Genomic DNA, 26,403 nt, shown 5'->3' on the forward strand with positions numbered 1-26,403 from the left:
TCCAGATCTGGAATTAGGTACCCACTCATGGGAGCGGGTCGCTGGTGCGGGCCTTAAGAATGGCCTGAAGCTCGGCGGGTAGATTCTCAAAGAAGCTATAGCCAGTGGCTATTTCAATGCGTTGGACTGAGGTTTGGTAGCGACGCCAGTCAGGGCTGACCTGGTTGCTGTTGGGCAGGTCAACGGCAATTATTTGACTGTCACTGCCAATGCCTAAACCTCCGTCGGGGAGGCGATCGTACACCACGATGATTTTCCACAGGCGAGAGGGTATGACAATGGTGCGGTTGCTGATGCTGCCCTGGCTGCCGTAGGCGCCAGCAAACACGTGCAGGCTGTGGTCGTACTGGTAGACCAGCGATCGCCCATATTCCTCCAGTTCCCGCCAGGTGCCACGGTTGTTGTCAGGGGCCTGGGGAATGATGTTGGTCATCAAAAAGGTGGCAGCGTTGTCGCTTACGCTGCCGGTGCGATCGCCCGAGGGCACCACGTGGCCGCGATCGTAGCCGCTGCCCCGATAGTCGTTGGGAAGAACCTGGTAAAACCCAGCGGGCAGCGCTCCGTCGGGACGAAAGTCGTCCTGGCGATCGGTGGAGCCCAACCAAGCGGCATCGACTTCCCAACTGGCCCAGTTGAGCCCGTTGCGATCGCGGCTGTAGCTGAGTGCGTATTGATTGCGCTGAATTAAATAGTTATTGGGGTTGGTGGTCGCCGCCTGACTGGGGTTACCCAACGCCAGGTGGGGGTTGCTAGAGGGTGAGGCCGGTGGATCGACAGCCGGTGTTTCGGCGGGCAGCAGCTCGCAGGCTCTACCGTTGCCGTCACCGTCGAGGCCGTAGGGATCGCCCCCAAAGGCATCGAGCACTGCCTGAGCTTGGGACTGGCTAGCGAAGTCGCCACAGTTGCAGTCGTCATCGACGCAGGGAGGTAGGGTTGATACATCTACAGGGGTAACCCAATTAAGCATCGACAGCAGGTTCCCACAGCCTGCCAGCCCCAACGCCAGGACCACCAACGACAGTCGGCTCCAGAGACGCCGTCGAGAAAATATCATTGCCAACTGCCTCATAGTTAAGCGGCCATTCCCTTGAAGATAATCATACAAATGTACTGAAGCCGAGCCTGAGCACAACTGCCCGCCTTGCCAATTCTGGCCGATCGACCGCCAACAGCAGGGGCGGAGGTTGCGGAAGGGCTCAATAGCGTTAACAATATGAAACGTGGCCTGGCTTATCCCCCCGCCCGGCATAGGAATGTTTCACCCCGTCGGGTGCGGGGCTACCGCTCGGGCCAGGTGCAAAAAATTCTCGCTTTTTGCCCGTATTTCTATTCATTACCAGGATGATTATGCTCAACCAAGCAATCGCTAAGCTACAGGCATGGTTCCCCGCCGCCGCCGTCCACGCGCACTGCGACGGCCCCTGCGGCGTTTACGACCCCTCCTCGGCTCGCATTGCCGCCGAAGCCGTGCTGTCGATGACCAAAAAGCTGGTCGACCTTGAGGTGCCCGCCAGTGGTGATAAGGCCGCTTCCGTTGCCTACCACAACACCTTCGCCCGCTATACCGCCATCAAAGAAGAGCAGGCCCAAATCACCAAAGATGAGCTGTTGGTGCTTTGGACGGACTACTTTAAGCCTGTGCACCTGGAGCAGTTCCCTGACCTACATGACACCTTTTGGAAAGCCGCTAAACTCTGCTCTGCCTGCAAGGTCGAAGTCAGTGTGCAGCATGCCAACGAGCTGATGGAAGCCGTGCAGAAAATCCACGGCATTTTCTGGGCAACCAAGAACCGTGATGTGTCTTGGTACACCGCTAGCTAGAGGAGATGGGGAAGGTGAGGAAGATAGGGGGATGAGGGGGTGAGGGAGATAAGGGGGCTTTCCCTGACCTTCCCCACCCTCCTCACCTCCCTGACCTTCCCTACCTTCTTGCTTCCCACCCTCCCCGCCGTGACTTCCCCGTCGTTTCAGCCGCCGTCGCAGTTGCGCAACAGTCAGCTCACCGATCTGGTGCTCTGGCTGCTGCGCCAGCGACGGCGGTTTCGCATTGTGGGGACTTCGATGCTGCCTTTGTTAGAGCCGGGTACGGAGGTGTTAATCAACCCCTCCGCCTATGGCCCGCAGCGACCCCAGCCAGGCGATCTGGTGGTGGCCGAGCATCCTCGCCAGCCGGAGTTGCTGCTGATCAAGTGGGTGGTCTATGTCGATGCCGACGGCTGCTTTTTGCAGGGGCTGAATGCGGCGGAGAGCACCGACAGCCGCGAGTTTGGCCTGGTGCCCTGGGCGGGGCTGGTAGGCCAGGTTGTCTGCCGGCTGCCCTGAGGGGAGTGGAGCTAGGAGAAGCTTTTCACAATGGCCATGACTTCGGTGGGAGAGTGGACGCGGTAGGCGTGAATGCCGAGGGCGCGGGCCGCTTCAACATTGCGCGCCCCGTCGTCGAAGAACGCTACGCTGTTGGCGGGGGCATCGAGCGCTGACAGCACATGCTCAAAGATGGCTGTACTGGGCTTGATCAGACCGATTTTGTAGGACAAAAATAGCTGGTCGAAGTAGTCAAAAAAGTCGTAGCGATCGCGCAGTCGTTCGTAGTGGGCGGGGTTGGTGTTCGACAGCAGCGATAGATGGTAGCGGGATTTGAGGGCCGTGAGCACGTCATTGCACTGGGGTAGCGGTGCCCGCACGATCTCTAAAAACTCATGCTGAACGACTGCGGGGGCGATCGCTAGACCAAAATCTTGCACAAAGGCGGCAGCAAAGGCATCAAAGTCGGTGCGGCCGCTCTCAAAATCGACGACGCAGGGGGCGCTGACCCAAAGGCGGTGGATCTCCTCGATAGTGATGGGACGACCCAGCAAGTCTTTGACTCGCTCAAGCCACTGTAGCTCGATCAGCACCCCACCCATATCAAACACAATGTGCGTAATGGCCATCGTCGTTGCTCCGCTGAAAATTGACCAGCCTTACCTTACCGGGCTTTGTTCTTGCTTTGCCTTTGTGGCAGTGATTGGGGTCAGATTTAGTGGGCGTCTCGGCTAGATATCTGTGGGCCGATTAGGGATGATTGAGATATTACCGCTTGTGACAGGAGATTACGTTTTTTCTCGGCTGTTGCTGTTGCCGGACTCCTGCGATCGCCCCAAAGCCGCAACGGTAGAGCCTTTCGTCTTTATGTCACAACGTAACGGCCGGATTGTAACAGCATTGCCGAAAGAATAATTCACACTGGCGGCCAATAAAGTTCGCTAGGCTGAAATCATTGATAAATAAGGAACTCAGCCCAAAGCCCCGAGTTTCTGACCCAGCACTTCACCTATCATCCCTCACTAGGCATATATTCATGAATTCGCTATCTCACCCCACCGCTAAACCCACCCCCTGGATCGGGGCAGTTGTGTTTGCGCTCATGTTTTGGTTCAGCAGCAGCCTGCTAATGGATTTTGTCATCATGCCCGGGCTGTTTGTTGGCGGCATGATGAGCCAGCCCGATTTTGGTTCGGCGGGCTACGCCATGTTTTGGGTATTTAATCGTCTAGAGCTGCTCTGCGCTGGCGTTATTTTGACCGGTCTATTGGCGGCTCGACAGTCTCGCCCCCAGCGCCCCGTGGTGGCCAGCGGCCTGCGCAGCCGTTGGGCCGTAGAGATCGGGCTAGGCCTGTTGGCCCTCACCCTGGTGCTGACCTATGCGATCGCCCCGGCCATGGCTGCCCTGGGTGCTTCCCTAGACCCCTTTGCCGCTACCGTTGAAGTACCCGGTGCGATGAACCAGATGCACGGGCTGTACTTTGGCTTAGAGGCCGTCAAGCTGCTGGGCTGTGGCGCGCTACTTAGCTTGCTCTACGGCGACCTCAGCCGAGCTGAGGAACTGTAGGTTCTTTGCCCTAATCTTTATCCAAAAGCCCCCCAATTCTTCATTAGAGAATTGGGGGGCTTTTAGTTGCGCTCGTTTTTAACAATTTACAGGCGCGTGTTGGTCAGGCTTTGGCGTGGGTTAGTCGTGCGGCCATCGCGAATTTTTTCGTACAGCTGGCGCTCGGTGTCGCTGAGGCTTGTCGGTGGCGTAATCACCACTTTGATCAGCAGATCGCCGCGATCGCCCTTGGGTCGAGGCCAGCCCTTGCCTCGCAGCCGCAGAGTTTGACCCGAGCGCGTGCCCCCAGGTAGGTTCATGGTCACGCTACCATCGGGGGTAGGCACATCAATCTTGCCCCCCAGCACCGCCTCATCGGGGGTGATGGGTACCTCGGCCGTGAGGCTGTCGCCCTCTAAGGTAAAGAAGCTATGCCCCTCTAGCTGCACCACTAAATAAATATCGGCGGGCTGCTTGGTGTAGGGGTTCATCGGCCCCTTGCCCTTGAGGCGAATCTTGCTGCCCTGCTTGGCCCCCGGTGGAATGCGCACCTCCACACTGTCGTTGCCAATGCGCAGGCGCTTGTGGGCACCGTGGAAGGCTTCGCTAAAGGTGAGGCGAATGCTGGCCTCTTGATCAAAGGATTGGTTAGGGGCGGCTTCGTAGCCAAACCCAGGCCCACCTGCCCCACCCCCCGGAGCACCATAGGGATAAGAGCGAGCACTGCCGCCGCCGGGGGTAGCAAAACGACCCAACAGCTCGTTGATGAACTCGTCAAAGCTGCCGTAGTTGCTAAAGTCAAAACCGCCCATGTCGCCGGGGCTGCCGTAGGCGGTGCCGGCTCCGGCTCGACTAGCCTGCTGCCAGTATTGACCGTACTGGTCGTACTTTTTGCGCTTGTCGGCGTCGGAGAGCACCTCGTAGGCTTCGCTCACCTCTTTAAACTTGGCCTCAGCGGTTTTGTCGTTGGGGTTCACATCGGGGTGGTACTTGCGGGCCAGCTTGCGAAAAGACTGCTTGATCTCGTCGGCACTTGCCGTGCGATTGACCCCCAGCACCGCGTAGTAGTCTTTAAAGCCCGTAGCAGCCATTCCAATCCTCCTAAAAACCCGCGACTCAAGTGGTGACTATTGTCCATAGCCAGCTTGGGGCTGGGAAGGGCGACCGCCGCTTCTGCCAGACCCACATCTACCTCTGGGTTTAGCGTAGCAAACCCCACGCTCCAGGGAAGTTCGGTTTTCCAGGTTGGGGCGGGGCTAATTAGGCTACCCCCACCACCGCATCGAGTTCGGCGTAGTCGGGCAGGGTAGTGTCGATGGGGCTACCCTGGCGCAGGACGATGCGATCGCCCTGGGGCCGCGACAGCAGCTCGCTAAAGCTACGGGCCTTGAATACCACCAGATCCGCCGGGCGGCTTGTGCCAATTAGCCCCGCCTCTAGGCCCATAATCTGGGCTGGGGTGCGGGTCACGGCTTGGGGCCAGTCGCCAATGGGGCGATCAAGCTGGCCAATGCGCACCGCCTGGGTAAACACCTCCACCATGTCGTGGTCACCGTAGGCAAAGAACGCGTCGCGGCAGTTGTCGCTGGCCAGGGCTACGGCCACTTCAAACTGACGCAGCTCAGGCAGCAGGGTGACGCCGCGATAGCGGGGCATGCGGCCCGGTTGGCGATCTTGCAGGTAGAGGTTACACATTGGCAGGCTGACGACGCTGATGCCGGTTTGCTTAAGCAAAGTCAAGGTATCTTGGGCGCGATCGCTCGCCTGCACCGAGAGACTACAGCAGTGGCCACAGTTGACCCGCCCAGCAAAGCCTCGCCGCAGTTTGGTCTCGGCCACCACCCGTAGGCCTTCGGCCTTGGGGTCAAGACTTTCATCGGCGTGAAAGTCGATGTCCAGACCCCGGGCCTCGGCCAGGGCAAAGGCGCGATCGATCTGAGTTTCCAGACCGGGTTGGGGATAGATGACTCCGCCTAAAACGCCGCCGTATCGGGCAACAGTATCCGCCAGATGTTTGCCCTCAGGGCGATCGTAGTAGTCCATCGACACTAGGCACACGGCCTGGAGCTCGATCTTGCCCCTCCATTCCTGCCGCAGCCGATCGAAGACCGCAAAGCTGATCTCCTCTTGCCCGTTCAAGCAGTCCAAATGGGTTCTAACGGCCTGAGTGCCGTGGGCATAGCTGCACCGCAGACCAAAGTTCATGCGGGGGTAAAGGTCTGCGGCACTCCAGTGGCTCTGGTCGGCATCGGCCGCTTGAAGAGCTGAGTTAAAGGTGCCATCGGGGTTGGGGTTGCGAAACCAGGTGTGGCCTTTGTCCAAATGGGTGTGGCAGTCGGCGAAGCAGGGCCACACCATGCCCTGCCGCAGATCCCAGCTGGGCCATTCGGAATCGATGGGCTGACTAGTGGGGATAATTGCCGCAATGCGACCATCCTGAATTTCCAGGTGGGCAGCGACTAATTCTTCTGATATTGGAGGGGCGGCTAGAGCTGCGATCGCATTCCAGGTCACCGATTCGTCAACGCAGGCCAGGGGCAGTCGAGCATTTTGGAGCCAGTAGTGAGCCGAAGACTGTTGCAAAAACTGGGGCAGGGCGGTTGAATTCATAGTATTGGACTAAACAGCTGATTGAGATCACCGCCGCAGGGCTTCGGCATCACCGAGGTATAGAGCGTTTATCACGGCAGTTTTAGCCCTACCAACCTACAGTGAGACTAGAGCCTGAGAGTCTAAGCCCCAAGATTCTAAAGTTAGATTCGGGAATACTTAGAGCACACAGTGTTTCTATCCTTAACCTGTAAGGTAAACGCCATGGTTGACAACACAGCTTCTAAAATTTTCTGGCAGTCTGGCGCTTCGGTTTTTGGTTTTCTGCTGCTGGTGATTCTACTAGCCTGAAAGGGCAGCGCTAGATGTTTCAGGTCGAGCTAAAGCAAATTTGGCAATTCTGACGCACACCCTAAAACCTCGCAAGGGCATAGCCCGCTACATCTCTATTGACTAGCAACTGGGGATTCCGCGGATAGGATTTCCCAAAGAAATTACGGATTTAACAAGGCTAGGGCCAGCGGTATTTGCTCCTTTACGGAGGCCGCCGATTGCTCTAGGGCCGCCTGCTCAGCTGGCGTAAGCGATAGCTCTAAAACGTCTTCAATTCCCCCCTGGCCCAGGCGGCAGGGCACGCCTAGGTAGAGATCACTCAGGCCATACTGGCCTGTCAGATGAGCGGCTATGGGCAGTATGCGCCGCTGGTTGAGCAGCATTGACTCTACCATGACGCAGGCCGAGGAGGCTGGTGCGTAGTAAGCACCCCCCTGCTTGAGCAGCTGCACAATTTCAGCACCGCCGTTGCGGGTGCGATCGATCAGCGCCTGGAGACAGGGTGCAGGAATTAGCTCAGCCACCGGAATGCCGTTGACGGTAGTGTAGCTGGGCAGGGGCACCATTAGGTCGCCGTGGCCTCCCAGCACCATGGCTGAAACATCCCGCGGAGGCACTCCCAACTCCCAGGCAATGAAGGTTTGAAATCGGGCCGAGTCGAGCACTCCGGCCATGCCCATCACCCGCTGGGGAGGCAGGTCACTGGCTTTCCAGGCTAGGTAGGTCATGACATCGAGCGGGTTGGTGACTATAACCACGCTGGCCTGAGGCGATACGGCCAGGGCCTGGCGCAGGGTGTCGATCACAATCTTGCCGTTGACCTGGGTGAGATCGTCGCGGGTCATGCCGGGGCGGCGGGGCAGTCCAGCGGTAATTACCACAATGTCTGAGTTGGCGGTGTCATGGTAATCGTTGGTGCCCACAATGGTGCGGTTGTGCCCTTCGCAACCCGCCGCCTGGGATAGGTCGAGGGCGACACCTTGAGGGCGACCCTCAACAATATCGACCAACACCACATTGGCCAGGTCGCGCTCCAACAGACGCTGGGCTAGGGTGCTGCCTACGTTGCCCGCCCCCACTACAGTAACCTGGCCAACCGAATTGCAAGCAGAGGGGGTAGAAAAGGCAGTCATAGCGTCAACACAGCGAAGGAGGGTATGGGGCTGGCCCCTTGTGGTGTCTTTGGCCTAAGGATGCTTCGATAGGCTAAAGACGCCGTCCATATTCTGGCGGATGCTAGTTAATTTATCCTGCAATTGTTGTGATTTAGATCATAGCGGTGGGTGACAGCTACATGATGAAGCTGTGATTGGCTAGGCTTTTTAGAAACGCTCACCGACACTTCATACTGGGGTTATGAACGCCCTTCTAAAAATGGGAGATGCTAGAGCAACCCCCTGAAAAATCGTGCTTGCCATGAAAATCTTTCCTGCCTTGTCTTGCTCCATATCCCCCGGTTCATTGCCTCCTATGGAACCCGCCTTTGAAGACAGCGACAGCACTAGCCTAGTGGCCGACATGGCGATCGCCCCTGACTGCAATGTTCGACTATTTGCGGCCAGTGAAACGATTTTTGTCGAGGGCAGCGCCGCCGATAAAGCCTACATTATTGAGTCGGGCTACGTTGAGATTTTCGTGGGTTCTGGCAACAATTCAATTCAGCTCAATGTTCTGGGGCCAGGGGATATTTTTGGGGAAATGGGCATTATTGACGCCTCGCCTCGCTCGGCCTCGGCTAAAGCTCTTAGCCCCTGCCGCTGTATTGTGGTATCGGCAGCTCGAGTAGCTGAGCGCATCGAGTCGTCGTCGCCAATGGTGCGGCTGTTTATCTCTATGTCGCTGCATCGCAACCGAGCCTACAATACCTACATCAAGGCTCTGGCAAACCCTCACATGGGTCTGCCCAGCCCCGCTATAACTGAAAAAGCCTACGCTAAAAGTCAGCAACACCAGCAAATTTTAGACGACATCAAGCTAGAGTCTGACCTGCAAAATGCCGTCCACAACGATGAGCTGTCGTTGGTGTATCAGCCCCTTCTTAATCTCACTACAGGAACCATTGTGGGCTTTGAATCGCTGCTGCGGTGGCAGTGCCCTCAGCGCGGCTCTGTGACTCCTCTACGGTTTATTAGCTTGGCCGAAGAAACCTCGCTAATTTTGCCCATGGGCGACTGGATTTTAGATCACTCCTGCGCCGATCTGCGCCGTTTTCAAAAGCACTTGGAAAGCCGAGGTCAGAACCGCGCTGGCTTTTTTATTAGCATTAACATCTCAGTACGTCAGTTCCAGCAGCCTGACTTTTTTGAGCGGTTAATTGCCTGCACTCAGCGCCATGGCGTTGAGGCCCAGCAGATTAAGCTAGAGGTGACGGAGCGGATCTTTTTGAATGAAGCTGAGGCCATTGACTCCATCGGCAAGTGCCGCGCCGCCGGATTTGAGGTTTCCCTCGACGACTTCGGCACCGGCTACTCTAGTCTCAACTATCTAGAGCGCTGCGAGATCGACTGTTTGAAAATTGATCAGTCGTTCATTCAAAAGTTGTGCAGCAGCGATCGCGCCAAAATTTTAGTCGGCTCGATTATCGATATCGCTCGCCAACTGGGTCTGCCCACCGTGGCTGAGGGCATTGAAACCCCTGCCCAGATGGCGGCTCTAAAATCGATGGGCTGTGACATTGGCCAGGGCTTTCTATTTAGCCCTCCCTTGCCGCTAAATGAGGCCCTGGCTCTGCTAGATCAGTAAACTTGAGCTAGATTCGCTAGCTGTTGCTGTAGCGCGATCGCCCCGTTGCCAGTGCCACCTGCCGAGTTGGCAACACACCCTTTTGGGCCAGGTAATCTTGCAGCTGTTGAGGTTTCATTTTGCACAGGTCTTTGGCCAGTTCTTGCACCTGCAATCGACCGCTCATTCCCGCTAAACAGGTGCGCAATGTGCCTAAAATCTGCGGCTCGGCCACTAGCACCAGAGTATTGAGATCATAAGCATTAATCAATGCTTCCATCTGCGACCCAATGGCTTGGGCAAAGCGGCGCTCAAACTCAACTAGGTAGTTGTCCCGGCGATCGTCGTAGCTGTGGCCTCGGCTGCCGCTGCCCCGGTTGCGACTGGCTTTAGTGTTAGCCCCCAGGTCTTGATTGGAAACTTCTGCTGCTGAATTTAGCAGTTGGCAACGTTCGATCAAATCGGGACCCGATTCTAACTCTGGCACTGCCACGGGCTCAAGGGTCAAAAACTTAGCTTTGGCACCATCTACTACGGCTACAAGAAAGCGAGTCATAAAGAATCTCCCGTTGCTAGATTTGGTGGCATCCTAACAAGTTAAAAAGACCCTATGGGGCGCAAAGGTAAAGGTTAACTTCTTTTCGAAAATGGTCAAGGAATGCCGATAATTTAAGGGTATTTCTGTTGTCGTCAATGCCGTTTAACGTTGATTTAAGTAGTGTTTAGTGAATGAATATGAAGCATATTCATAAAGATCGCCTATCGCTGATCGATGGATTTCGATCGCAAGGCTAACTGGCCTAATGGCTCAAACCCAATAGCGCAGAGCAAAAAAGTGGAATATTTAAGCTCAATCAAACCAGGCGATCGCCAGTGAGCGGCCTTAGGTTGGCAACAGTAAATCGGCAAGTTCTACAACAGCATCGCGGCCCGCTCAGCCAGGCCCGATCGCTCCCCTTTATTGAGCGTTATGTGCCCAGCTAGGGCTTCATCCTTAAACCGCTCGACGACGTAGGTTAGGCCGTTGCTAGAGGCGTCAACATAGGGGTTGTCGATCTGGTCGGGGTCGCCGGTCAGAACGATTTTGGTGCCTTCCCCAGCGCGGGTGAGAATAGTTTTGACCTCGTGGGGGGTGAGGTTTTGGGCTTCATCGACAATCAGGAACTGCTTGGGAATCGAGCGCCCCCGAATGTAGGTCAGCGCCTCAATCTGCAATAGCCCCTGGTCGATCATTTCTTCGTGGCCGCGCCGCCAGTGTTCAGGGCGACCCCGCATGTCCTGGGTGCCAAAGATGAGGTCGAAGTTGTCGTAGAGGGGCTGCATCCAGGGGTTGAGCTTTTCGCGCATATCGCCGGGTAGGTAGCCGATGTCGCGGCCCAGGGGCACGATGGGGCGAGCGATTAGCAGGCGCGAGTAGAGGCGCTCGTCGGCGACTTTTTGCACCCCGGCGGCGATCGCCAACAGCGTTTTCCCCGTGCCCGCCTTGCCCACCAGGGTCACCATCGAGATCGAGTCTTGCAGCAGCAGCTCAAAGGCAAATCGCTGCTCGCGGTTGCGGGGCAGCACCCGCGATACCCCAGCGTGGGGTAGCTTGCTGAGGGGCACCAGCTTGCCGCTGCTGCCCTGCACCATCGCTAGTGCTGTGTGGTTCGGGTTTGACTCATCGACCAGGGTCACGGCCTGGTTGGGGTGGAGGGGCACATCGAGCTTTAGGTAGCCGTTGCCAAACAGCTGGCTCATGGCCTCGGCGGAGGTCATCACCTCCAGGGTGCCGGTGTAGAGGTCGTCGTAGTCAATCTTGTCGGTTTCGTAGTCTTCGGCCACCAGCCCGACGGCATTGGCTTTAATGCGCAAGTTGGTATCTTTGCTGACCAGCACCACGGGCATGTCGTGGTGGTGTTTGTACTCCATTGCCACGGCGAGAATAGCGTTGTCGCCCTGGTCGCCCTCCAGCTCGGCGGGCAGCTGCCGTAGGGTATCGCGGTGGCATAGGGCCACCTTGAGGGTGCCGCCCTTTTCTAAAGGAATGCCTTGCACCAGTGATCCCTGCTGGCGCAGCTCGTCTAGAGTGCGCGACACATAGCGGGCGTTGCGGCCGGTGTCGGCTGTGCCTTTTTTGAAGCGATCGAGTTCTTCAATGATGGTGATGGGTAACACCACATCGTTGTCCTCAAACCTGAACATTGCCATCGGATCGTGAAGCAATACGTTGGTGTCGAGGACGAAAACTTTTTTCATAGATGAGCAATAGTTGAGACGGTACGCCTAACCCAGACCTTGAGGATGCAGGATATTGCAGCGTCAGTCTCTCGGCGAGGCTATTTTCAGGAACGATGGGCAGATGCCGCTTCCCTTGCAATGCAACAATTCTGGTTGAGCTGCGGGAAATAGTCGAAGACCGGCCAAAGGCCAACGCCCAGCGCCAATTCTAGAACGGCTGCTTAGACACTGTAGCGGATTTCTCTACCATTCCCGATAGGCGCCAGCAGGTAATCGAGCGCCAAACAGTTCCGGCTGCACCGGTCAGGTGATGGAAGGGCTGCCCGTCCTCGTTTACTATGGCCTATGAGCCCTCCCCAGTCACCGTTGGAGACCCCCATGCGTCTATCCCAAATGCTGTTTGTCACCCTACGAGAAGATCCGGCAGAGGCCGAGATTCCTAGCCACAAACTGCTGCTGCGGGCGGGGTACATGCGTCGTGTTGCCAGCGGGGTCTACGCCTACCTGCCCCTGCTGTGGCGAGTGCTCAACAAGATCTCAGATATTGTGCGCGATGAGATGAATATTACGGGCGCGCAGGAGTGCCTGCTGCCCCAGCTGCAACCGGCTGAACTGTGGCGCGAGTCGGGCCGGTGGGATACCTACACCAAGGCTGAGGGCATTATGTTCTCGCTGATCGATCGCCGCCAGCAGGAGGTTGGACTTGGCCCCACCCACGAGGAGGTGATTACTGCCATCGCCCGCGACATGGTGCGCTCCTACCGGCAGCTGCCCCTGCACCTTTACCAGATTCAAACCAAGTTTCGCGATGAGATTCGGCCTCGCTTTGGCCTCATGCGCGGGCGCGAGTTCATTATGAAAGACGGCTACTCGTTTCACACCAGTGAGAGCAGTCTGAAGGAAACCTACCAGGAGATGTACCAGGCCTACAGCAACATTCTGCGCCGCTGCGGGCTGGAATTTCGAGCGGTGGATGCGGACTCTGGGGCGATCGGCGGGTCGGGCTCCACTGAGTTTATGGTGCTGGCCGAGGCGGGCGAAGACGAGGTGCTCTATACCGAAGACGGTAAGTACGCCGCCAACGTGGAGAAGGCCGTGTCGCGCCCAGTAGATTCGGTGCCCTCTACCTTTACTAAGTTTGAGAAGCTGGAAACCCCAAACACGCCCACGATTGAATCTCTGGCAAAGTTTCTCAAGTGCTCACCCACCCAGATCGTCAAGAACGTGCTGTATCAGGCGGTGTTCGACAACGGCCGGGTGGTGCTGGTGCTGGTCAGCCTGCGCGGCGACCAGGATGTCAACGACGTGAAGCTCACTAACGAACTCACTAAGCTGGCCGCCGACTACGGCGGTGCCGCCGTGATCTCCCTAGGAGTGCCCGACGAAGACGCCCAGCGCCAGTGGGCCGCCAAACCTCTGCCCCTGGGCTACATGGCTCCCGACCTGGGCGATGACTATATTAACGGCGGCAAAGAGGTGGAGCCCAAGTTTCTGCGCCTGGCCGATCGCACCGCCACCGACCTGAAAAACTTCGTCACCGGCTCAAACGAGGCGGGCTATCACGTGGTGGGCGGCAACTGGGGCAAGGAATTCACCCTGCCCAAACAAGTGGTGGATGTGCGCAAGGCGGCGGCGGGCGATCGTGCCCTGCATGACCCCAGCCAAACCCTGCAAACCGCGCGGGGCATTGAGATTGGCCACATCTTCCAGCTGGGCACTAAATACTCCCAGGCGCTAGGGGCCACCTTCACCGACGAAAACGGGGCCGAGCTGCCCCTGGTGATGGGCTGCTATGGGATTGGTGTGTCGCGTCTGGCCCAGGCGGCGGTGGAGCAGTCCTACGATAAAAACGGCATTGTCTGGCCGGTGGCGATCGCGCCCTACCAGGCGATCGTGGTGATTCCCAACATGGGCGACGATTTGCAGGTCGAAGCCGCCAAGGCGATCTACAAAGAGCTGCTGTCAGTGGGAGTCGAGGCCCTGCTCGACGATCGCGACGAGCGGGCTGGGGTCAAATTTAAAGATGCCGATCTAATTGGCATTCCCTACCGTATTGTTACCGGCCGGGCCTTGGGGGATGGCAAAGTGGAGGTAGTCGATCGGGCCACAGGCATTGTGCAGGAGGTGGCCCTGGCCGAGGTCGTTGCCCTGATCAAGGGCTGGATTGTCGACGAACTGCTGGCCAGCCGCTAGGACCAGCCCCCACCCACTCCCCAGGAGGAACCATGGAACTGATCACCATTATTCTCTCGGCCCTGCTGGGGGTGGCGGGTAGCGGCGGCGTGGTGGTCGACACCCTGGCCGAGGCCGCCCTGCGCAACCAGCTTGCCGAGGCCGAGACGTTGCAGGTGCGCATCGACAATGTGCCTAACTATCAGCTGGCCAGCGGCCGCATTGAGCACACTTGGATTGCCGCCCGGGGAGTCGAAACCCGTCAGCTACCTGGCCTCCGCATCGACTCTATAGATATCGAAACCGATGCTGTAGATGTGGATCTTGGCCGTTTGCAGCAGGGGACGCTGGTGCTCGATGAACCCGCCCAGACCGCCCTGCGCCTGCGGCTCAACGACGACGATCTCAATGCGTTTTTGCAGTCGCCCCTGGTGCAGGGCTGGCTCGACACCCTAGAATTTACCCTGCCTGGGGCAGCAGGCCAGCGGGAGAGAAATCGCTACGGCCTGGCCAACCCGTCGCTGGAGTTTCTAGAGGGCGATCGCTTTCGCGTTGTGGTCGACCTGCAAGACCGGGTGACCCAGGAGAATATTGCGATCGTGGTCGAGCTCGGACTGGCCATCCTCAACGGCCATCGGTTTGCCCTGGTTGACCCCACCATTACTGTTGACGGTGAAGACACCCCACCCCAGCTGCTCGAATCGTTTGTGCAGGGCGCTCAGGAGCGCCTTACCCTGCGGCGACTGGAGGCACTGGGCGTAGTAGCCCGCGTCATTGACTTTAAAGTCCGAGACAATGAGCTAGACGTTGCCATCTTTGCCAAAATAGAGCCCACCTCCCCGCTCTTAATTCGGCAGCCAGCTCAAGAAGCTGTCCTCCCCCCACCCTAGAGAAAGTTGGACTACCCTAGGCTAAGGTTGTGACCCCATTTGGACCCCCACCATGGATCTCAAAAGCAAGCTAAGGCGTATTCCCCTCGGCGTTTTGGCCGGATTAACTACTCTGGTAGTGGCCTCGGGTGGGTCTGTGGCGTGGTTTACCTGGCGTGCCATCAACCCCACGCCTCCGGTGGCAGAGTTTCCCAGCCTCGACATTGACCCCGACCCGATCATGACCGTGCCGGAGGTCACCACCCCTGCCGCACCGCCCAAGGTCGAGGACACCCCCTCCAAAGACCCAGTTAGCCAGCCTGCCCCGGCGGCAGAAGTTACTGGCCAGGTCTACTGGCTAAAGGACGAGGGTACAGGCTTTGCGCTGGTACCCCAGCCGATTACCATCGCGGCTGATGCCTCCCCCTCGGAGAAAGTCACCGCCGCATTCAGCGACCTACTCTCTAAGTCGGGCGACCCGAGCCAGCAGGCGTTTACCACAATTCCCGAAGAGACTCAGCTGATCGAGGCTTCAGTGGAGGCAGACGGGGTCCATGTTGACCTGTCGAGCAACTTTGAGGCTGGCGGCGGCAGCGCAGCAATGGTGGGTCGCCTAGGCCAGGTGATCTACACCGCCACCGCCTTTGACCCCGCCGCCCCGGTGTGGATATCGGTGGATGGCAAGCCCTTGACCGTGCTGGGGGGCGAGGGCTTGGAGGTCAGCCAGCCCATGACCCGCAGTGATTTTGATGAGGGGTTTGGGCTATAGAAGAGTTCTAGAGCTTTTGCCTCGGCCTAGCTGCTGGAATCGTGGCGCTGGCAGAGCGTAACTAAAGCCAAAGTGCTCACCTATGGCGGAACGGTCTACAATAAGTACCCATGTTCCACCCTAGAGCGCTCTATGGATCTGTTCTCTACGGCCCTGCCCCCCTGCCGTCTCGGCAAAGTGGTGAAGTCTAACTCCCACTGCGACTATGTAGTGCAGGTTGATGACGCCCAGGATGTCTGTTCGCCACCAACGCCGGAAGACTGCGGCTTTGGTCAGTTTGTCAGCTTTGACAACGACAGCCGCCATTGGGCAGTGGGGCTGGTATACAACTCGCAGTTGTTCAACCCGCTATTTTTTAACAGCGGGCCACGGCTTTCTAGTGAGCCTGATCCTTTATTTACCCCCGATCTGGTGCAAGAGACTCGCACCCTGCTTGGGGTGGTGCTGGTAGGCACCTTAGAGGGCGAGGGCAATCAGCGCTATGGGAAACATGGTATTCCTCGTGTGGTGGTGCCTGCCAATACGCCGGTCTATGGCCTGACGCCAGAGCAGGTGCACTGCTTTCACTGCAACGAAGATGGGCAGACGCAGTTTAGCTACTACAGCCATTTGCTCAGGTCGGGGGGCATGTTTGCCGCTCAACTTGCCCAGCAGGTGCTGGCCGAATTAGTAGAGAGTGGCTTGTTTACCGGAGCTGATCAAAAAGCGCTGATGGTGCTGGGTAAAGAGCTGAGCTGGAAAAACACTCTAGGGGCAATTCGATAATCAGGGCATTTGGAGTCTCCTGTAGGGGCAAACGGTCGTTTGCCCTGCTCAAATTCATGCTTCGATTCAGCAAACTCCGATAATTATGGGGCCGAAGTCAGTCGCTCTAACAATCTCCTAAGTTGGCAGGGGAGGCTCTACGCCAGGGTGGCTAGGCATAGCAGCAGGGTTTCGGTCCATTCCACCGTAGCTCCGTAGGTGTCGCCTGTGTGGCCCCCCAGACGACGATTTAGCCAGGCTCCTATGAGAAGGGAGAAGATCAGTCCCCCCGCCAGGCTGATACCGATGAGCAAAATTTGATCGGGCTGCTTCCAGAACCAGAAACCGTGTATCCCTAGGGCTAGCGCTAGCCCTAGCAGCCAGTCTTGGGGCGATCGCAAATGCTCCCGATGCAGTGCCCCTTTGCCCTCGGCACGCAGGTAGGGGTAGCGGGCGATCGCCACTACCTGACCCCAGCGACCCCACACCATCGCTGCCACCAGCACCCAGCCGCGCCCGGTAGCTAACTCAGCCAAGGCCAGGGTTTTGAGGCCGAGAATGGCGATCGCTGCCATCACCCCAAAGGCGCCGCTGTGGCTGTCGGCCATCACCGCTAGACGCCGTTCAGGAGCCATCACTGCCAGACCGTCGGCGGTATCCATCGCGCCATCGAGGTGCAGGCCGCCAGTTAGCCACACCCCCAGCCCAATCACCAGCGCGCTGCGGGTTAGCGTCGGCATGCCTATCTGCGCCAGGGCCAAATCTATCGCCAATAAACCCAGGCCGAGGCCCAGACCCACTACTGGAGCCAGCGGGGCAATGCCCTCAAAGCGCGGCTCCCAGCCCGGCGGCAAAGGCAGCTTTGTGTAGAACAAGATGGATCCGCCCAGCCTGGCGAACCAGCCGGGGCGGGGGTAGGTTTCACCGGGTCGCGCGGGGGGCAATGGGGTCACGGATCCACCTCTGCGCTGTAGAAAAACATTTCGGCAAAATTACGGAGACTTCAGCATTCTGGCGGAATGCTTAGCAGTTGGACCTTTGGCAGAATTGTCTCAGGGTTTTCCACAGAGCTAAGCGATCGCTGGGCAGATCATTCCCAGCGATATCGAGTATCGTGGATATAGACCCACAGGAGCGATCGCCACGGGCCTTGCTCCACCCGCCAACGTAGCGTGGTTAAAAACCCATGAATCACGAGCGTGCTAGTAATTTAAGCATCCCCGCTCCTTGTTTAATCGATAGCGGGGTCGTTGTCAACAAAAACGACATGCTCAGGCTACTGCAAGACCTGGGACAGGTGCAGTACCGCCACTTTCAAGACGGCATCACGCTCTCCGAGGGCCAAGGACTGGTCATGGAGGTGTTCGCCGATGGGCAGCAGGCTACGCTCGTGGCCAATCATACACTCTATATCAACGTTTACAGCTTCGATTGCTTAGAAATTGGCAAAACCGACGCCGACGGCAACCATTTTGACCTGGTGCAAGACAACCGACGACTGCGCCTGATCCCGCTGTCAGACCCGATGCACGAGCACATTACGCGATCGGTTAACACCGCCGCCTTCGAGGCCATGGTCGCCGACGCTCTCTCCGCCAGCTGGGACGCCTGCCTCGACGACGATCGCAACTTCCTTGAGTAGAGTTAGCCTAGCTTTACTCAATCAACTAAGCTGCTTGTAGGATTTGAGGCTGGGGCAAGGCCCTATCTTCAGCCTGATAACTTTCGATCAATAGCTCTAATACTTCTTGAGCATTGCGAAGGGCTTCTTCGTAGGTATCTCCGTGGGTGAAGTAGCGCTGCGCTTCTGTAGCAAATTCTGGCAGCTCGACTAAGTAGGCATCGTCTTCCTCAGACCAGAGGATATTAACTCGATATTTGAGTGATGTCATTGGCCTTCTCCCTTTTCCTTTAGCTTACGCAAAGCTGCTTGAACCAATCTTTCCTGATAGACCTTGGCATCTCTGCTGTCTTTACCCGCAAGGGTAATAGGCAACTCTGGTAGCGTCGGATGTACCCAACGCTCATGACTTCCTTTAGTACGTTTACGCTCGAAGCCAGCTTGGCGCAGTAATGATTTTAATTCTCCAACTTTCTTAGGCATTCCTCAACCAACAACCAGCTACTTTCGTGGGATTACAGAGTACCCCAACCTGAATTTAAGGGGAATCTACGCTCTCACAGATCCCCCTTAAGGCTGTTAGGCTACAGCAGCGTTGGCATCGTGTCGTCGTGGGCGGAGTTGGGCTTGTTGGTAATCCACACCGACTGATAGGGAGCCAGTTCGTAGACTGCCCGATCATCAGTGAAACGGTGGCCGCTGATCAGGTCGTACCAGTCGTCGGTGCTGACTAGGTTGAGATCACTCAGCTGTAGGTCTTGGGGCTGGTCGCTTAAATTGTGCACCGAGAAGATGCTCTGGTCACGGGTCAGGCTTTGCCGCCAGAAGGCAAACAGTGCCGAATTCATCGGGTGCAGTGTGTACTGGGTGGCGTTGGGGTGAAACGAGGTCTGCTGGCGACGAATCTTGATTAGTCGCTTGAGCTCCGCCAGCACCTTAGCGTGGGAGGTGGTGGGGTCGGCTAGGGCGGTTTCCAGCGTCTTGAGATCCCACTTGTAGCGGTTGATGGTGCGGTTGTGCCCGGTCTCTTCAACGCCTTCGGTGTAGTTGTGGGTGCCTAGCAGGCTGTGAATGTAGAACGCAGGAATGCCCTCTAGCGCCATCATGATCGTCTGGGAGCAGAGAAACCGCTCTACCTGCCACTGGTCTTCGCCCTTGACGGTGCCTTTGAGGGCGTCAAATAACGAGATGTTGATCTCGTAGGGCGACTCGGTGCCATCGGGGCGAGAGCGCATGCTAATTTTGCCGCCGAAGTTGCGCATGGCCGAGATCAGCTGCTCGTACTCGTCACCGGTTAGCAGCCCTTCGGCGGGGCGCATGCCAATGCCGTCGTGGGAGGCGGTGAAGTTGAAGTAAGCGCAGCCGATGGGAGCCGGCGGCATGCTCATCATCCAAGTTTTGAGGTGGTCGGCGCGGCCCTGCATGAGCGCGTTCAGCAGCAGCGGCGGCAGGCTGAAGTTATAGATCATGTGGGCTTCGTTGCGGTTGCCGAAGTAGCTGAGGTTCTCGCGGTTGGGTACGTTGGTCTCGGTAATCAGCGAGATGCCGGGGTCAACCAGCTGCAAGATCTCGCGGAATAGGCGCACGATGGCGTGGGTCTCGGACAGGTGCATGCAGTTGGTGCTGTGCTTTTTCCACAAGAAGCCCACCGCATCGAGGCGAATGTAGCGCGCCCCGGCCTCGACGTAGGCCAGGATAATTTTGACGTACTCAATCAGCACGTCGGGGTTCTCGAAATTGACGTCGACCTGGTCAGCACTGAAGGTCGTCCAGACGTGCTTCTCACCTGCGGCGGTTTCTACGGGAGTCAGCAGTGGCGAACTGCGGGGCCGCACCACTTGAGATAGGTCTTCGCTGGGGTCGGCGGTGATGAAATAGTTGCGGCCGGGCAGTTCGTTTTGCTTAAACTGCTCAAACCACTGGTGCTGGCTGGAGATGTGGTTAATTACCAGGTCGGCCATCAGGTTGAAATTGGTGGCGATCCGCTTGATATCGTCCCAGCTCCCCAACTCGGGGTTGACCTTGAGGTAATCGATGACGGCAAAGCCATCGTCGGAGCTGTAGGGGAAGAAGGGCAGAATGTGGACGCCGGTAACGGTGTCGTAGAGATGAGTTTCGAGAAACTCGGCCAGCACCGATAGCGGCGGGCGATCGCCATCACAAATGGTGTCGCCATAGGTAATCAGCAGAACATTGTTGTGGTTCCACTTTTTAAGATCTTCGCGGCCTGAGGGGCACAGGGTGTCTTTAATCAGAGCAAAGATTTCGGTGGTCAACCGCTCGGCTGTTTCCGAGGGATAAACCTTCTCTAGCAAGGGTTTAATGTTATTGGTCACGCGACAATAGGGTGGGCTATCTACAGGAATATCTAGCTTGTTTATAGAGTGATTTTGAGGGGCAGTCTGGGCCGCAACGTTTTGGTAGGAGGCGGGCACAGATTGCTTAGTACGATTTTTAGCGACAGTCATATTTAACCTACAGTTTCCAGTAGTGGTTTACGGTAGTCTTAGTATCAAAAAGCAGTTACCGCCGGGGGGAATATTTCCTCCGAACGCGCCTGCCGGTAAGCATTGATGGCCTACCCATTAGAGCTAACGAGCTAGTCTATTGGGCGGGCCACTTAGAGCCCAAAGCATGACGGGTAAACAGCCGCACCATCCCTTCGCCCCGTCGTATCGGCCTGGGAAAATGAATGGTACAAGCGTTTGCGTTGTTGCTAGAGCTACTGTGGTTTAATGCCACACAATTACCATCGATAAGTTCCGAGAATTCCCACCGCTGGGGTCGAAGAAAACACGGGGTAGCGATAGTAATGGCTAAATAACAGAGTTTTAGTGACGAATTTCAGATAGATGTTGTTTCGATCGCTGCGTAATGGCAAGTGGCGACCGTCACACTTTTCTCCCTGGGATAGTTCTGATGGTGGCATAGGTCACTTCAAAACGTTGGCGCTAGGCCACGAAATTCATAGCTTTTTAGGTATAACTTCGGAGTCTTTACAAAGCCTTGAGCACAGAGTCTTGAGGTGAACTGCGTACAACACACCGCTGGAGTGTTGGTGCTGTGAGTGCCCATGGCTATGGCTGAAATTTTGGAAGGTTATTGAAGGGGCGATCGCGCGATCCTCAAGCCAACTGGGTCTACGGCCAAAACTATCAAGGATCTGCGCGACGTCTACAAACCTGTGGATGCCATAGCTTGTTCTGGAGCGTGGTGCGGTGCTGAGTCCAAGGTGACATGCTGCGGTGACGGCGATCATGGAGCTGATGTGACAATTTGAGCTATCGAAGTCTGCCGTTGAAGAAAAGTTATCACCTCTGCTTTAGTCAAGGCTTTAACGATTACTTTACCCGCGAACAGCAAGAGCTAGAGGAGGGGGAAGCGGTGAAGGTTCCAGGTATAGGGTTTAGGGTCTAAGGCCTAACCGCGAACCTTGCACCTAAACCCTTTACCCCTCACTCATCCACCCCCTACCCATCTACCCCTATCGCCCAGTCACAACGCCCCACATGTAGTCTTCAAAGGAGCCTTCGCCTAGGTCTACGGAGAAAATCCTCCCCCAGCTGTAGCACTTAAAGCGAATGTGGCCGCTGTCATGCTTATACCAAACGCCGTTGTCAATGCTGAGGTCGCCTTGGTAGACAACCCAGTGATTAGGGTAAGCCACGGTGGGCGCACTGCCGCCGAGCATAGCGGCGTCGATCATGACAAAGGCCACACCCCCTTGGCGGCGGGCGGCGTCTGCGCTTTTCATGGCGTCAAACTCGCCGTAGACAAAGGTAGATTCAAAATCGACCTGGCTGTAGCCCAAAACTTCAGAAATCCAGCCCTTCATTTCCCAGGGGGTGGTGATGCCAGCGACGTTGTTTTCGAGGCTGCCGGAGTCTCCAGTGACCGGAAAGATCAGGTTCTCGGCATCGCGCAGGGTGGCAATCAGCATCCAGTCGGCGGCAGACATGCCGGAGCGGATTTTGCTCTGCCGGAGACCGTCGGAGGGGCGCACGGTTTTGGTGCGGCCGCGAAACTGGCCGGTTTCGTAGAGAGAGCGGCAGAACTCGACGTAGCGAGCGGGCTGTTTAGACACCAGCTCAAACACAATGGCGGTGGGGCCGCAGAAGGGGGTGTAGTTTTGGTTAATGTTGAGTGGGTTGGCCACCGTAGCGCGAATATCTTGAATCAGTTCAGCTTTATTAATTTGGGGCCACACTCCCGGTTCAGGGGATTGCTCAAAAGCGGCGATCGCAGCGGCGACCGGGTCAACATCGGGTATATCGATGACCTGATAGCGCAATTGGTAGTTGGCCCCATCGCGGGTAAACGCGGCGGTAGCGCCCGAGGTTAGCCCCGCGGTGATGTGAACAGATCCCAAGAAATCATCAGCATCGGGGGAGTCTTCATCCCAGAGCTTGATTTCCACACTGTTGTTAAAGGTGTAGGTCTGATTTAAAGACCAGGTATTGCCATTGTTGAGGCTGCGCTTGAGGTGGGGCTGCAATGCACCATCGACAAAAACTTCGAGACGGCACTCGTCTGCGCCCCAGTCTTCGGTTTTGTTGCACTTCAGCTGGCCCAAAATCAATTGACGCATGGGAGAAATTCCTTAGGGTGAATGAGTTGACTCTAAAAACTTCACCCCCGCCCCGTAAATTTACTGATTCAACCCACCATTTGAGACCAGAGAAAAATTTGGCATAGCGCTCTCTGGACAGTCGGTCCCAAACGGGCTAGACGGCTTTACACAAGACGCACTCAGCCTTTGAGAGGGCCATCATATCGATGCTCCTTGAGCCCCTCGATGCGTTTAAGTGAACACCACGAAGCCCTCGACTTGTCCACGCTGCTGCTCCGACTGTGTTGCCTGGGTTGAAGTGATGGACAGGCTCAAATTTGGCACAAAATCGCCATAGCCTCAGACAGACCAGCCAACCGCTTGAGCTTTATTTGTTGGTCACTGTATAAAAATAAAAAGATCTAGGGCTGGCTCGCTCCACCTCTGCCAGAGGCTTCAGTTGGTTCCAGCGAAGTAGGACAGCGGGCCTTAAGGCCATGTCGTTCTCGGAGTTTCCCTTAGGGAATTAAAGTCTGCTGAGAAGCCACTTAAGGCTCAGGCATTGCTCGACTAGCTGAATATTTAGGCGGATAGGCCCCTACGTTAAACCGTTGACCATCCACAACCCTATCTCGCCGGTATCATCCGCAACCAGCGAGTGTGGATGTTTAACCTCGCTCTACAAGACCGCACTCACTGGGCCAGCAACCCAGTTGAAGTCCGTATTTTTGAACGCAACCGATTGGTCACGGACCGCCACGGGCAGCCGAACAATTAGAATAGAGCCGAGCGCCTTTTGGGTCGCACTCAAGACACTCAGCTCCAGTAGGCTTTAAGCTATTTGGTCCCAGCACTGGCGGCGGCCAAAATTTGAGGCAGACCGATTTCGCTACACACTTCGTAGAACGAGGTTACAGGTGGTGTCTCAAATAGATGGGCAATTTTGCCCAGGGTCTTTTGATAGACCTCGCTTTGGTTGTCGTCCATATCCTCAATGCTGTCCCAGAGAATAATAGCGATGCCGCGATCGCTGCCTGGTTCCTGCAGCAGGTAAGCTCCCTGGAAGCCTTTCGTGTAGGTTGATACCGCCTTTTCGTAGAGCTGGCGGGCTTCGCTAAAACAGCCGGGTTTAAACTCCCCAATGGCTACGTAGGCGTACTTGTGGCGCAAAAAATCGTCGAAGTCAGTCATAAATGGAATCAATCCTAGGTCTCATCGTAGATCCAGTGTCGATCAGATGTTGACACCCAACTCTTTTTCTTACCTAGGCTTTAGATTCTGTTACCGATCTTCTAACAGCCGCTGCCCCCAAGCTTTGAGCGCCAACCCTAGCTCTACCCGAGCCCGCTGCCAGCCCTGCATGAGCCGCTGCCCCCAACCCTTGGCCTTGGGCAACGTCACCACGATCGCTCCGCCTTGATAAGCCACCTGCACCTGGCGATCGAGCACGCGCTCGGGCAGCGGCACCGTCTGCTGAAAATAGTTGATCCCCAGGCTCTGGATCAGCGGGCTGCGATAGCCCGACTGCCGCTGGCCGGAAAAGGTGAGCGACTTGCTGGTAGCCCGCACTTGTACCGCCTGGGGCTCTACCCCCGGCAAAAAGGCGGTTACCACCAAAGCGTTGGCGGTGTCTTCGATCTCAATGGAGGGCAGCTGTACTCGGCCCGTAGGGGAAAGCCCTACAGGCATCAGGGCTGCGGCGATCGCCTGCATTTGGGCCTGGGCCGCACCCAAGCTCCACATAGACTGAGCATTCGGGGGTTGAGACGAGGATTGCCAAGTGACCATAGCCCTAACTCTTTGTTTTCTATACTTAAATCATCGCGGCAAGCCCGCTATTCCGCAGGGAGGAAAGCCCCCTGTCCGAAGGTGGTATAACCGCCATGCCTCGTCAGTCAATGACCGCGATCGCAACCGCCTCAATGCGCAAAATTATCCATGTTGATATGGACGCCTTCTACGCCTCCGTAGAGCAGCGAGACTTTCCCCAGTACCGGGGCAAGCCTCTGGTGGTAGGCGGTCGTCCTGACCAGCGGGGGGCGGTTGCAGCGGCCAGCTACGAGGCCCGCCAGTACGGCATTCACTCCGCTATGCCCGCCCGCATCGCCCAGCAGCGCTGCCCCAACCTGATCTTTGCTCGACCGCGCTTTGAAGTTTACAAAGCGGTTTCGCAGCAGATTCGAGCCATCTTTCACCGCTACACCGACCTGGTCGAGCCGCTGTCCCTCGATGAGGCCTACCTGGATGTCACCACTAACGCCTTGGAGGAGCCCTCGGCTCTGGTGCTGGCCCGTGCCATTAAGGCCGATATCCACAGCACCACCCAGCTCACGGCCTCGGCAGGAGTGTCGGTGAATAAGTTTCTCGCTAAAATGGCCAGCGGCCAAAACAAACCCGATGGCCTCACCCTGATTTTGCCTGAGCAGGCCGAGACCTTTGTCGCCGCGCTACCCATTGAAAGGTTTCACGGCATTGGCTACGTCACTGCCCGCAAAATGCGCGCCTTGGGTATTGCCACCGGGGCTGACTTGCGCCAGCGGACCGAAGCTGACCTGGTGCAGCACTTCGGCAAGGTGGGGCATTTCTACTACCGCGTCGCCCAAGGCCAGGACGATCGCCCCGTCAACCCCAACCGAATTCGCAAATCACTGGGGGCCGAGCGATCGTTCTCGCCCGACCTCACTAATCTGGCGGAGATGACCGTAGCGCTAGAGGGCGTCGCCGCTGAAGTGATCAGCCGCCTGCAAGAACAGCGCTGCCGAGGCTACACCCTCACCCTCAAGGTCAAGTACGCTGACTATCGGCAGATCACCCGCAGCCGCACCTTTGTCGCCGCTATCGGCGCTGAGTCGCCTATTTTGCCCTGGGCTGAAGAAATGCTCTTGACCCACCTCGACTGTAGCCAGCCCGTCCGCCTGCTCGGCCTCACCCTCTCAAACCTAGAACTGGTAGGTGAACCCATCTGCGTACAGCTGTCGTTGGAGATTTAGAAAAGTAGACAGTTGTGCTACCGCGCTTTCTCACTCAATGTCTATGCGTGAGCGTTTGTGCAGGAAGTTTTGAGCATGGCATGGGCTGCTCTCTAAAACCTTTCTAGTGATAGCTATACGTTGCTTCTTAAAGTTGACGGTCGGTGTAAAAAATTACTCTTTCGTTGTAATTGACATTAGCCAAGCGATCACAAAACTTTTTGCGCGCCATAGTTTTGCTAAAACTGGGCAGAGCATTTCGAAATTGCCCCCAGGCCTTTATATTGAAGGTAACTAAACGATCGGGATGGGGCATGGGCACCACTGTTAGGCCAGTTAGTCCAGCTTGACGAGCTATCTCATCGATTTCTTCAAGCACGACGTCGCGCTCAATCCAGCTCGGGTCATGGGCTTTTTGCTGCTTGAGAAAGGCAATGGTATCGGCTGATTTACTGTGTTTGGCACCCGGCTCTACAAAGATAGCGCGTCCCCCTGGCGCAAGGATGCGGAAAAATTCCTCAAAAACTTTGGGATAACTGTGCATGTGGTGTAGCGTGTCGTAACACAGCAGGTTGCTAAAGCTGCGATCGTCAAACGGCATCTGATGGCCATCACCATGCTCAAAACCGATCTGGTGACTAGCTAGGCGTTGGTCAGCGGCAATGCGCATTCGCAGGCAGGATTCTAAATCGCCATGAATATCAAAAGCGACAACTTGCTTACCCATGCGCCCCAAAAACTCTGTGATCCATCCTGAGCCAGCCCCAAAATCTAGCACGGGCAAGTCAGGATGATTGGGGGTTATGCAAGCGGTGAGAATGGCAAAGTCAAACAGCATTCGAGGCAGAGAGCGCGGTGCTCCAAAGGGCTCGATGACCGCAGGGTTAGCCATAGCACTGCGGTCTGCTTCGGTGGCAAACTGTCGTGGTTCAAGCCACTGAATCATAGGATGACCTAGTTCCTAGTTCACTCTGTTCAAATCGGTGTTTGCCTAAGCCCAACTCTCCAATTTTTTCTATTTCAACCTAAAGTGCTGAGG

General features: G+C 56.6%; 25 protein-coding genes. 10 read left to right on the forward strand and 15 right to left on the reverse strand.

Going from position 1 to position 26,403, the window contains the following annotated elements:
• Window positions 1-25: 25 nt before the first annotated feature.
• Window positions 26-1,054: a DNA/RNA non-specific endonuclease gene (locus H6F75_RS14930; protein WP_190753266.1), complete on the reverse strand. Its 1,029-nt coding sequence runs from the start codon at window positions 1,052-1,054 to the stop codon at window positions 26-28.
• Between the two features lie 293 nt (window positions 1,055-1,347).
• Between H6F75_RS14930 and sodN the strand changes: the two genes are divergently transcribed.
• On the forward strand, window positions 1,348-1,821 hold the full coding sequence (sodN, locus tag H6F75_RS14935; protein WP_190753267.1) for a superoxide dismutase, Ni: 474 nt from the start codon (window positions 1,348-1,350) through the stop codon (window positions 1,819-1,821).
• Window positions 1,822-1,950: 129 nt separating this feature from the next.
• Window positions 1,951-2,322, forward strand: coding sequence for a nickel-type superoxide dismutase maturation protease (gene sodX, locus H6F75_RS14940; RefSeq protein WP_347710654.1), 372 nt, complete (start codon window positions 1,951-1,953; stop codon window positions 2,320-2,322).
• Window positions 2,323-2,333: 11 nt separating this feature from the next.
• On the opposite strand, the gene H6F75_RS14945 is transcribed toward sodX, so the two are convergent.
• Window positions 2,334-2,930, reverse strand: a complete 597-nt coding sequence (locus tag H6F75_RS14945) for an HAD family phosphatase (RefSeq protein ID WP_190753268.1) — start codon at window positions 2,928-2,930, stop codon at window positions 2,334-2,336.
• Between the two features lie 407 nt (window positions 2,931-3,337).
• Between H6F75_RS14945 and H6F75_RS14950 the strand changes: the two genes are divergently transcribed.
• Window positions 3,338-3,868, forward strand: a complete 531-nt coding sequence (locus H6F75_RS14950; protein ID WP_190753269.1) for a DUF4149 domain-containing protein — start codon at window positions 3,338-3,340, stop codon at window positions 3,866-3,868.
• A gap of 86 nt (window positions 3,869-3,954) precedes the next feature.
• On the opposite strand, the gene H6F75_RS14955 is transcribed toward H6F75_RS14950, so the two are convergent.
• From H6F75_RS14955 to mdh, 3 genes are all read right to left on the reverse strand, one after another.
• Entirely contained in the window at window positions 3,955-4,938 is a 984-nt protein-coding gene (locus H6F75_RS14955; RefSeq protein ID WP_190753270.1) for a DnaJ C-terminal domain-containing protein, read from the reverse strand.
• Window positions 4,939-5,107: 169 nt separating this feature from the next.
• Window positions 5,108-6,457 (reverse strand): cytosine deaminase, encoded by a 1,350-nt coding sequence (locus H6F75_RS14960; RefSeq protein WP_190753271.1) that lies wholly within the window; start codon window positions 6,455-6,457, stop codon window positions 5,108-5,110.
• Window positions 6,458-6,891: 434 nt separating this feature from the next.
• Window positions 6,892-7,863, reverse strand: coding sequence for a malate dehydrogenase (mdh, locus tag H6F75_RS14965; protein WP_190753272.1), 972 nt, complete (start codon window positions 7,861-7,863; stop codon window positions 6,892-6,894).
• A 337-nt stretch (window positions 7,864-8,200) separates the two neighbouring features.
• Here mdh and H6F75_RS14970 point away from each other — a divergent pair, with 337 nt between their 5' ends.
• Window positions 8,201-9,472, forward strand: coding sequence for an EAL domain-containing protein (locus H6F75_RS14970; RefSeq protein WP_190753273.1), 1,272 nt, complete (start codon window positions 8,201-8,203; stop codon window positions 9,470-9,472).
• A gap of 16 nt (window positions 9,473-9,488) precedes the next feature.
• Here H6F75_RS14970 and H6F75_RS14975 read toward each other — a convergent pair whose 3' ends face one another.
• On the reverse strand, window positions 9,489-10,007 hold the full coding sequence (locus tag H6F75_RS14975) for a host attachment protein (protein ID WP_190753274.1): 519 nt from the start codon (window positions 10,005-10,007) through the stop codon (window positions 9,489-9,491).
• 356 nt (window positions 10,008-10,363) lie between these two features.
• On the reverse strand, window positions 10,364-11,689 hold the full coding sequence (locus H6F75_RS14980) for a PhoH family protein (protein ID WP_190753275.1): 1,326 nt from the start codon (window positions 11,687-11,689) through the stop codon (window positions 10,364-10,366).
• Between the two features lie 360 nt (window positions 11,690-12,049).
• Here H6F75_RS14980 and proS point away from each other — a divergent pair, with 360 nt between their 5' ends.
• From proS to H6F75_RS15000, 4 genes are all read left to right on the forward strand, one after another.
• Window positions 12,050-13,864 (forward strand): proline--tRNA ligase, encoded by a 1,815-nt coding sequence (gene proS, locus H6F75_RS14985; protein WP_190753276.1) that lies wholly within the window; start codon window positions 12,050-12,052, stop codon window positions 13,862-13,864.
• 32 nt (window positions 13,865-13,896) lie between these two features.
• Window positions 13,897-14,733: a DUF2993 domain-containing protein gene (locus H6F75_RS14990; RefSeq protein ID WP_190753277.1), complete on the forward strand. Its 837-nt coding sequence runs from the start codon at window positions 13,897-13,899 to the stop codon at window positions 14,731-14,733.
• Window positions 14,734-14,785: 52 nt separating this feature from the next.
• Window positions 14,786-15,481 carry a GerMN domain-containing protein gene (locus H6F75_RS14995; protein ID WP_190753278.1) on the forward strand — a complete coding sequence of 232 codons (696 nt, stop codon included), beginning with the start codon at window positions 14,786-14,788 and terminating at the stop codon, window positions 15,479-15,481.
• Window positions 15,482-15,613: 132 nt separating this feature from the next.
• Window positions 15,614-16,246 (forward strand): hypothetical protein, encoded by a 633-nt coding sequence (locus H6F75_RS15000; protein ID WP_190753279.1) that lies wholly within the window; start codon window positions 15,614-15,616, stop codon window positions 16,244-16,246.
• A gap of 137 nt (window positions 16,247-16,383) precedes the next feature.
• Here H6F75_RS15000 and cobS read toward each other — a convergent pair whose 3' ends face one another.
• Window positions 16,384-17,178 carry an adenosylcobinamide-GDP ribazoletransferase gene (cobS, locus tag H6F75_RS15005; RefSeq protein WP_347710655.1) on the reverse strand — a complete coding sequence of 265 codons (795 nt, stop codon included), beginning with the start codon at window positions 17,176-17,178 and terminating at the stop codon, window positions 16,384-16,386.
• Window positions 17,179-17,411: 233 nt separating this feature from the next.
• On the opposite strand from cobS, the gene H6F75_RS15010 reads away from it, so the two are divergent.
• Window positions 17,412-17,867 carry a hypothetical protein gene (locus tag H6F75_RS15010; protein ID WP_073611197.1) on the forward strand — a complete coding sequence of 152 codons (456 nt, stop codon included), beginning with the start codon at window positions 17,412-17,414 and terminating at the stop codon, window positions 17,865-17,867.
• A gap of 25 nt (window positions 17,868-17,892) precedes the next feature.
• On the opposite strand, the gene H6F75_RS15015 is transcribed toward H6F75_RS15010, so the two are convergent.
• The 6 genes from H6F75_RS15015 to H6F75_RS15040 form a co-directional block, all read right to left on the reverse strand.
• On the reverse strand, window positions 17,893-18,117 hold the full coding sequence (locus H6F75_RS15015) for a type II toxin-antitoxin system HicB family antitoxin (RefSeq protein ID WP_190753280.1): 225 nt from the start codon (window positions 18,115-18,117) through the stop codon (window positions 17,893-17,895).
• Window positions 18,114-18,329, reverse strand: coding sequence for a type II toxin-antitoxin system HicA family toxin (locus H6F75_RS15020; RefSeq protein ID WP_190753281.1), 216 nt, complete (start codon window positions 18,327-18,329; stop codon window positions 18,114-18,116). Before H6F75_RS15020 ends, H6F75_RS15015 begins: the two co-directional genes overlap by 4 nt.
• Before the next feature lie 101 nt (window positions 18,330-18,430).
• On the reverse strand, window positions 18,431-20,182 hold the full coding sequence (locus H6F75_RS15025; RefSeq protein ID WP_190753282.1) for an alpha-amylase family glycosyl hydrolase: 1,752 nt from the start codon (window positions 20,180-20,182) through the stop codon (window positions 18,431-18,433).
• Between the two features lie 1,148 nt (window positions 20,183-21,330).
• Window positions 21,331-22,434: a hypothetical protein gene (locus H6F75_RS15030; RefSeq protein WP_190753283.1), complete on the reverse strand. Its 1,104-nt coding sequence runs from the start codon at window positions 22,432-22,434 to the stop codon at window positions 21,331-21,333.
• Window positions 22,435-23,232: 798 nt separating this feature from the next.
• Window positions 23,233-23,586, reverse strand: a complete 354-nt coding sequence (locus tag H6F75_RS15035) for an antibiotic biosynthesis monooxygenase (protein WP_190753284.1) — start codon at window positions 23,584-23,586, stop codon at window positions 23,233-23,235.
• Window positions 23,587-23,676: 90 nt separating this feature from the next.
• On the reverse strand, window positions 23,677-24,183 hold the full coding sequence (locus H6F75_RS15040; RefSeq protein ID WP_190753285.1) for an Hsp20 family protein: 507 nt from the start codon (window positions 24,181-24,183) through the stop codon (window positions 23,677-23,679).
• A 134-nt stretch (window positions 24,184-24,317) separates the two neighbouring features.
• Between H6F75_RS15040 and dinB the strand changes: the two genes are divergently transcribed.
• Window positions 24,318-25,385 (forward strand): DNA polymerase IV, encoded by a 1,068-nt coding sequence (gene dinB / locus H6F75_RS15045; protein WP_190753326.1) that lies wholly within the window; start codon window positions 24,318-24,320, stop codon window positions 25,383-25,385.
• Between the two features lie 127 nt (window positions 25,386-25,512).
• Here the strand turns inward: dinB and H6F75_RS15050 are convergent, their stop codons facing one another.
• Window positions 25,513-26,310: a class I SAM-dependent methyltransferase gene (locus H6F75_RS15050; protein ID WP_190753286.1), complete on the reverse strand. Its 798-nt coding sequence runs from the start codon at window positions 26,308-26,310 to the stop codon at window positions 25,513-25,515.
• Between the last annotated feature and the right edge of the window lie 93 nt (window positions 26,311-26,403).

This window comes from Nodosilinea sp. FACHB-131 (assembly GCF_014695395.1).
GTDB lineage: Bacteria > Cyanobacteriota > Cyanobacteriia > Phormidesmidales > Phormidesmidaceae > Nodosilinea.